Raw genomic sequence first — 7,091 nt, 5'->3', positions numbered from 1 at the left:
CCCCCCTTAAGCCACGGCTCTTTTGCAGCCGGAGCGAGCGCAAAAGCAACAACGCCGCCAGTCGCGATGCCCCCTACGTTGGGAGAGGCGGACAAGTTCGCCCATCCGATCAGGATGCCTATATCGGCGAAGTATTGCGGATTGCGCGACCACCGGTAGAAACCGTCGGTTTTCAGCTCTGCTTCCGCGCCGCTGGTCGCTTCGAGGCCGATGCCTAGGGCGTCCTGCAAGTGGGCCACACGCTCGGACAGTGAAAGACCGCGACGGCGGATGTTATTCATAAGTGCTAGGAGAGTGCTCTTTCGGTACGGGCTTTGTGTCGGCGCGTTCTGCGTCGGTTGACCCTCGTCCCGGCGTATGCTGCGCCTGCAAAATGTCTATTTAACGATGCCGCCATGCAGCAAGTGCATGGAGAACGCGGCCCGCCAGAGGAATGGATATTCGGCCACTGCCGCCTGCAGCGCGGAGGGGATCCGCCTCTTGCCTGGCCATCAGCCGTCGTCAGAGACCGGGTTGATCAGATCGTTGACTTTGCCAAGCGCCCGGTATAGCTCACAAAAGGCCGCGTATCGCTCTTCTATCTGGGGGGCCTCTTTGGGGTCCGGGTCGAAGGACCGATCCAGCGAGACCAGCGCGGCTGTCGCATCCGACAGGTTGCCCATCGCGCCCGACGCCGCGCCCGCCATCACCGTGGCGCCGACTGCGCCGACATCGGAGGACGCCACCCGGTCAAGGCTGCGGCCGAGGGCCGTCGCGCGAATTCGACTCCAGGCATCGGAGCGCGCGCCCCCGCCACCATACCGCAGCCGTTGCACGGTTTGCGCACCGCTGGTCTCCACCGCCTCGAGCGCCATGCGGCCCGAAAAGGCGACGCCCTCCATGACTGCGACGACAAGATCGTCCGGGCCGGTCGCGCCTGTCATGCCGCAGAAGGCCCCGCGCGACCGGCTGTCCCAGAGTGGCGCACGTTCGCCCTGCAGATGTGGCAGGAACAGCGGGCCCCGATCCGCGATGTCCCCGGCCAGCCGCGCCAGCGCATCGATCTCCTGACCAACGACCTGTGAAAGCCAGTCAAGCGATGCACCGCCCGATTGCGTCGGCCCTGCGTGCAGCCGCAGCCCGCGCCATTCGGGAAAGGTGACGATCCCCGCGGCCCCTGTGCCACGGCTCGAGATTAGCCCGAGAACGTCGCTCGTGCCCGACAGGTAGAAGGCCTGCCTATCGGCCGCGACCCCCAGACCGAACATGCCGGCCCAGGCATCCATCGTGCCCAAGGCCACCGGCGTGCCCGCGAAGGGATGCCCCGCGGTTACCCGGCCGACAATATCAAGCGGGTCAGCCAGCGGAGGCAGAACTGCCGAGGCCCCGGGCCAGAGGTCCAGAATGGCGCCCGCATATGTCAGGTCTGTCCCGACAAGACCGACGGCCGAGATCGGGTCACTTGCGATTTCGCCCGTCAGACCGGCAATAACATGGTCCTTGGGTAGCAGCACATGGGCTGTCGCCTGCCACAGGTCGGGTTCTAACTGTGCAACCCAGGCCATGCGAGACAATGCGTGACTGGCATCGATCGGGATCGGGGCACCGAGGGCGGCAATCTTGGCCTGAGGCGTGAGCGCCGCGTCCAGCCGTGCCGCCTGAACCGCGGCGCGTGTGTCCTGCCACGTTATGGCCGGGCGCAGGGGACGCGCATTCGCATCGCAGAACACATGCGTGTTGACCTGCGACGTCACCCCGATCGCGGCGACCTGGGCAGCGCGGGGATGTGCGGCAAAACGCGCCAGCGCCGCCTCGACGTGCCGCATCCAGTCGGCAGGGTCCTGTTCCGCCCCTCCTCCGGCAGGGTGAGTCGTCAGACACGGGGCGGAATAGGTCGAAAGACATTCTCCGCCCGGCGCGGTCATCTGCCCCTTGACAGAACTGGTGCCTATATCGAGCCCTATGAGCACGGGATCTGATTGCGTGGCGGCCACGGCCCCTCCTGTTGTCAGTATCTATGGACATCCAAGCGGTCCGTCCGCAAGGTACGCTCAGCAATAAGTCAATACCACAGGGAGAGACACTGTATGACATTCCGTTCAACACTGATCGGCCTGAGCATGGCCATGGGCCTTGGCGCACCGGCCCTGGCCCAGGACGTCGCTGTCATCACGCCCTATCTCGCGCAGCCGGGAACGCAGTTCTACGTGGATGGCTTCACCGCCCGCGCCGAAGAGGCCGGGTGGGATCTAAATGTCATCGACACCGCCGGGGATGTTGCCGCCGTGATCAGCCGGATGGAAGACGTGGTTACCCAGGGCGTCGATGCCATCGTCATAAACGTCGATCCGGCCCAAGTGGGCGCGGGCCTTCAGACGGCCGCGGACGCGGGCATTCCGGTGGTGGGCATGGACGCGGGCAGCGATCCTCTCGTGGCAGCCAACGTGACTTCGAACGGCTATGCCATGGCCGCCGAGACGGCCGTTTATGTCGCCAATCGGATCGGTGGCAAAGGCGGCGTCGTCATGTTCACCTTCGACCCCTTTCCGCCGGTTCAGGTGCGAGGTGTCGTTGCGGATGCGGTGTTTGGCAACTTCCCGGATATCGAGATTCTGGACCGTATCACGCCGGATGTGAGCGATGGCGGCATTGCGGACAGCCGCGCGCAGATGGAAGCAATCCTGAGCGCAAATCCCGAGCCCGGCAGCATCGCGGCGGTCTGGGCCGCCTGGGATCAGCCTGCTCTTGGGGCCTTGCAGGCAATCGAGGCCGCGGGCCGCGATGACGAGGGGATCGTGATCACCGGGATCGACGCGAACCCGCAGGCCCGCGACGCCATCGCTGCGGGCGGCAATTTCGAGGCTTCGGTGGCGCAGGACTTCGAAGGCATCGGCACGGCTGCCGCGGATACGGTCGCAAGGCTGTTGGCCGGCGAGGACCTTGTCCGGCGCGTGATCTACGTTCCGACGCAACTCATCACCTCCGCGAACGCGGACTAAGGACCAAAGGGTGCGCGGCCCCGTTTTGGGGCCGCGCCCGGCGTCATGACCCAATTCGATCTCACCCATATCGGGCGGTGCTTTGGCGCCGTGACGGCGCTTGACGATGTGAGTCTCACGCTCAGCTCGGGCGAGGTTCATGCGCTCATGGGCGAAAACGGCGCCGGCAAGTCCACGCTGATCCGTATCCTCGCGGGGCTCGATCGCCCGGATACAGGCTGGCTGGCGCTGGACGGCACGGCGCTGCCACGCAACAGCCCTGCGTCGATACGGGCGGCGGGCCTGCGCTTCATTCACCAGGAGCTGCACGCGGTGTCAGGCCTGTCGATTGCGGAAAACATGCACCTCGACCACCCGTACCCGCGGCGGCTGGGGCTGGTGAACTGGCGCGCGCTGAACACAGCTGCGGCGCAGGCGCTGGGGCGGCTGGGCCTGGGCAGGCTCGATCCCAGGCGGCCGATGTCGGACCTTGGCCCGGGGGACCAGATGCTTGTGCGCATCGCGGCAACGCTGATCGGGGACGGCCCGAGCGCGCCCTGGCTTTATGTCATGGACGAACCCACGGCCGCGCTGACCTCCGAGGAGTCCGAGCGCCTGTTCGATGTCATCGGCGACCTGACCCGGCAGGGGGCGGGCATTCTCTATGTCTCGCACCGCATGCCGGAGGTTCTGCGGCTGGCCGACCGGGTGACCGTGCTGCGCGATGGCCACAGGGTCTCGACGCAGCCGCTGTCCGAGACCAGCCAGCAGACCATCATCGAGCAAATGACGGGCCGGGACCTCAGCGGCCTGTTCCCGGACCGGCACGGGGACCAGGCCCCGGGCCCCGAGGTGCTGAGCGTCGTCGGCCTGCGGGCTGGACGCGTGATTTCGGCTGACCTGTCGGTTCGGGCCGGGGAAATCCTGGGAGTGGCCGGGGTGGCTGGCTCCGGACGCGGCGCATTGCTGCAAGCCATCGTCGGCGCCATCCCGGCCGAAGCGGGAACGGTGGCGGTCAACGCGGTGCGTGTGCGCGGTTCGCCCGCCGAGGCTTGGCGCCACGGCATCGCCTATGTCCCACGCGAGCGCCGGTCGCAGGGTCTGATGCTCGGGCGGGCAATCTTCGAAAATGTGGCGCTGCCGCATTTGGGCGCTTTGGCCCGGGCAGGGCTGTTTCTGAACCACGGCCGACAGCGCCGGCTGGCTCGGGATCTGGGGCGGGCCGTTACACTCAAGGCCGCCTCGGTCGACCAGAGCTGTCGCGAGCTTTCGGGCGGCAATCAGCAGAAGGTGCTTTTCGCGCGGGCACTGGCCGGAAACCCCCGGGTTCTTCTGCTCGACGAGCCCACGCGCGGCGTCGACATCGGTGCCAGATTCGAGATCTACCGCCTGATCCACCGCCTGAGCGCCCAAGGCATTGCCATCCTCATGGCCTCTTCGGATCTGCCCGAGATCATCGGGCTTTGCGACCGCATCGCGGTCATGCGCGACGGGCGCGTGGCCGAGACCCTCGATGCCGAGGGTCTGAGCGAGGCCGCGCTTCTTGCGCGCTTTTATCACATCGACAAGACAGAACAGGTGGCATGATGTGGCTGATCCGACGCTTCGGCGGGCTTTTCGGCATGATCGCGGTGGTGGTCTTTTTTGCCGCAAGTCTGCCCGAGACCTTCCTGACCCTGCGCAACTGGCTCAACATCGGCCAGCAAATCAGCATGCTGGCCGTCATCGCGGCCACCATGACCGTGGTGATGGTCATGGGCGACTTCGATCTCTCGGTCGGTTCCATGGCCTCGCTGTCAGGCATCGTTGCCGCGACGCTGTTCGTGCAGGACTGGTCGATCCCGGCGGCCGTTGCCGCGGCCGTCGCCGTGGGGCTGGCGGGTGGGCTGTTCAACGGGATCATCGTTAGTCTCGTGGGAATCCTGCCCTTTGTCGGAACCTTGGCGACCCTGACCGTCTTCAGCGGCCTGGCCTTCTTGATCAGCGACGGCCGGACCATCTTCGGGCGCGATATTCCCGCGCCCTTTGGCGATTTCGCGCGCGGCGGACCACCTCTGGCCAGCGTGGATGACCGCGTGCTGTTGCTGCCGAACCTCGTGATCGTGGCCGCCCTGGTGGTGCTTGTCGTCTGGGTGGTGCTTGAACAGACGACCTATGGCCGCCGCCTCTATGCCATCGGTGGCAATCGCGAGGCGGCCCGCCTGGCCGGTGTTCCGGTCCGGACCCTGCGCCTGACTGCCTTCGCCTTCACCGGGGTCGGGGCCGCGCTGGCGGGCTTGATGTATGCAAGCCGGGTGGCCTCGGCCAACCCGACACAGGGCGACGGCCTGATGCTGACGGCGATCGCAGCGGTCTTCCTGGGCATGACGCTAACCCGGGACGGGCAGCCAAGGGTCCTGGCGACGCTCGTTGGCGTTGTGGTGCTGGGGGTGCTCGACAACGGTCTGACGCAGATGCGTGTCGACAGCTACGTGCGCGAAGTCCTGGTCGGGACGATCATCCTGATCGCCGTGGGGCTGAGCGCCCTGGGCCGGGACGGCCTGGTGCGCCGATAGCCGGAAAAGCGACGATGGCCGGCCCGCCACATTGGACGGGCCGACTTCGAGGGCAAGGATCAGAATGGGCTGTCAGGGTAGAAGTATTGCTCTGCGTTTTCTTTGGTCGCCAGCCCCAACCCGAGGGTGAAAGTGCCGGACACCGGCGCGTTCTACGTCAGACCGACGGCCGTCATCTCGATGGCGGCCAGAACGCCCTCCGCCATATCGTCGTCCAGCGCCCAGACCGCGTCGATCTGTTCGTGCTTGGATAGGAAGTCCTGCACCAGGTTGAAGCTGTCGTCGCGGTTCCAGTTGCCGTGCCCAATGTCGAAGATGTTGGTTCCAGAGCCTTTGGCGAGTGTGCTGAATGATACGTCATGGTTGTTCTTATAGAAGCGACCGGCCAATTGCTGCCGTTCGCAACGTCACTCTGTCGCTGCAGTCGCAACCCGCATTGCCGTCATTCGCTGCGGCAGCATGTACACGGGGTCATTGAACTCACACTCTACGAGACAAGACGCAAATTCATTGCAATTGCTCCAATGACCAACCCGGTTTTTTGTAAGCGCGACTTGGCTTCCACCTTCCACGGTGTTCCGGGCAATGCGAGACCGTTCTTGTCGTGAGGCCGGGAGTGCGTTTCGCAATGTGTGCGAAGAACGCGTTTCTCAGGTCGTTGGGTGTAGAGATCCATGCGTCCGGGCAACGACGCTGGCTGGATGAGGTGAAGGCGCGGGTTGTCGTGGAGACCCTTCGGCCTGGTGCAGCGGTCAACGCCGTAGTGGCGCGGTTCGGCATCCGTCCGAACCAGTTGTCGGCTTGGCGGCGCATGGCCAAGGACGGCGGTCTGGTCCTGCCGGCCGATGAGCGCGATGGGGATCAGGCGGTGTTCGCGCCGCTCGTGGTCTGTGATGCGGAGGGGTCTGTGCCCGACGCGTATGGCAGCGCCACCGGACGCGATGTCCGGATCGCGGTTGGCGAGGTGGTAATCCAGCTCGAGGCTGACACGCCCGCCGCTCGCATCGCCGAGATCGTCCGGGCGCTCTGAGCGCACGCGCGATGCTGCCCGCGCACAAGGCCCGTGTCATGGGCACGACGCAGCCGTGGGATTTCGGAAAGGGCCATGACGGGTTGGCGGCGCTGGTTCAGTCTGTGCTGAAGGAGGATCCGTTCACCGGCACTGTGTTCGTGTTCCGCGATGGGCCATTCGTGCGGGCGTCAGTGGGTGCGCCACTGGTTCGAGAACCCACTGGCGACGGTGCAAGCACAATGGTGAATGCGGGCGGCTCGGCTGAAGATCCTGTTCTGGGACGATGAGGAGGATCAGGAAACAGTCCGGGGGACTGTTTCCCCGACGAATGGTTTGGTGATGGCCTAAAAGCGCCTTGAGGAAACGACCTCCACCTGGCCGGCCATCCGGAACGGGGTGATGACCCTGAACCGGGCGCAGTTCGAGGCGCTGTTCGCCGGCCTGGACTGGCGCCGGGTAAAGGTGCTGGAGGCGCGCCGGCCGGCTGCGGCAGAATGAATCGGGCGGCTGATCTGGCGCGCATTGCCAGTCGGTTCGGGGTATATTTCACGCATGTCGGCTCTGGTC

The 7,091-nt window shown here is 65.6% G+C and carries 8 protein-coding genes and 1 pseudogene; 6 read left to right on the top strand and 3 right to left on the bottom strand.

Features of this window, described 5'->3' with window-relative positions:
- A partial coding sequence (locus BU124_RS11975; RefSeq protein ID WP_281250899.1) for a methyltransferase family protein occupies positions 1-281 on the bottom strand: 281 nt, incomplete at its 3' end.
- Positions 282-491: 210 nt separating this feature from the next.
- A complete protein-coding gene (locus BU124_RS11970; RefSeq protein WP_281250901.1) occupies positions 492-1,949 on the bottom strand; it encodes a xylulokinase in 1,458 nt (485 codons plus the stop codon).
- 117 nt (positions 1,950-2,066) lie between these two features.
- Here BU124_RS11970 and BU124_RS11965 point away from each other — a divergent pair, with 117 nt between their 5' ends.
- Genes BU124_RS11965 through BU124_RS11955 form a run of 3 tightly spaced genes read left to right on the top strand, consistent with a single transcriptional unit; the run spans position 2,067 to position 5,512 of the window.
- Positions 2,067-2,978, top strand: a complete 912-nt coding sequence (locus BU124_RS11965) for a substrate-binding domain-containing protein (protein ID WP_084863812.1) — start codon at positions 2,067-2,069, stop codon at positions 2,976-2,978.
- A 45-nt stretch (positions 2,979-3,023) separates the two neighbouring features.
- Positions 3,024-4,544 (top strand): sugar ABC transporter ATP-binding protein, encoded by a 1,521-nt coding sequence (locus BU124_RS11960; protein WP_084863811.1) that lies wholly within the window; start codon positions 3,024-3,026, stop codon positions 4,542-4,544.
- A complete protein-coding gene (locus BU124_RS11955; protein ID WP_084863810.1) occupies positions 4,541-5,512 on the top strand; it encodes an ABC transporter permease in 972 nt (323 codons plus the stop codon). Before BU124_RS11960 ends, BU124_RS11955 begins: the two co-directional genes overlap by 4 nt.
- Before the next feature lie 152 nt (positions 5,513-5,664).
- On the opposite strand, the gene BU124_RS11950 is transcribed toward BU124_RS11955, so the two are convergent.
- Positions 5,665-5,901 (bottom strand): type 1 periplasmic-binding domain-containing protein, encoded by a 237-nt coding sequence (locus BU124_RS11950; RefSeq protein WP_245831688.1) that lies wholly within the window; start codon positions 5,899-5,901, stop codon positions 5,665-5,667.
- Positions 5,902-6,140: 239 nt separating this feature from the next.
- On the opposite strand from BU124_RS11950, the gene BU124_RS11945 reads away from it, so the two are divergent.
- The 3 genes and pseudogenes from BU124_RS11945 to BU124_RS15175 all read left to right on the top strand — a co-directional run.
- Entirely contained in the window at positions 6,141-6,542 is a 402-nt protein-coding gene (locus tag BU124_RS11945) for a transposase (RefSeq protein WP_143529974.1), read from the top strand.
- A 38-nt stretch (positions 6,543-6,580) separates the two neighbouring features.
- A complete protein-coding gene (tnpB, locus tag BU124_RS11940; RefSeq protein WP_218775103.1) occupies positions 6,581-6,811 on the top strand; it encodes an IS66 family insertion sequence element accessory protein TnpB in 231 nt (76 codons plus the stop codon).
- Positions 6,812-6,884: 73 nt separating this feature from the next.
- Positions 6,885-7,022 (top strand): annotated as a pseudogene (locus tag BU124_RS15175) (hypothetical protein); the annotation flags it as partial.
- Positions 7,023-7,091 lie beyond the last annotated feature (69 nt).

Origin of the sequence: Salibaculum halophilum (assembly GCF_002094885.1) — a bacterium.
Classification (GTDB): domain Bacteria; phylum Pseudomonadota; class Alphaproteobacteria; order Rhodobacterales; family Rhodobacteraceae; genus Salibaculum; species Salibaculum halophilum.
Note: the sequence above shows the minus strand (reverse complement) of the source record. Positions and strands in the feature narration are given on the sequence as shown.

Bases quoted from the DNA above. Each gene is read 5' to 3' on its own strand.
- tnpB (WP_218775103.1), top strand. From the start codon at position 6,581: ATGGGCACGACGCAGCCGTGGGATTTCGGAAAGGGCCATGACGGGTTG.
- BU124_RS11965 (WP_084863812.1), top strand. From the start codon at position 2,067: ATGACATTCCGTTCAACACTGATCGGCCTGAGCATGGCCATGGGCCTT.
- BU124_RS11960 (WP_084863811.1), top strand. From the start codon at position 3,024: ATGACCCAATTCGATCTCACCCATATCGGGCGGTGCTTTGGCGCCGTG.
- BU124_RS11955 (WP_084863810.1), top strand. From the start codon at position 4,541: ATGATGTGGCTGATCCGACGCTTCGGCGGGCTTTTCGGCATGATCGCG.
- BU124_RS11945 (WP_143529974.1), top strand. From the start codon at position 6,141: ATGTGTGCGAAGAACGCGTTTCTCAGGTCGTTGGGTGTAGAGATCCAT.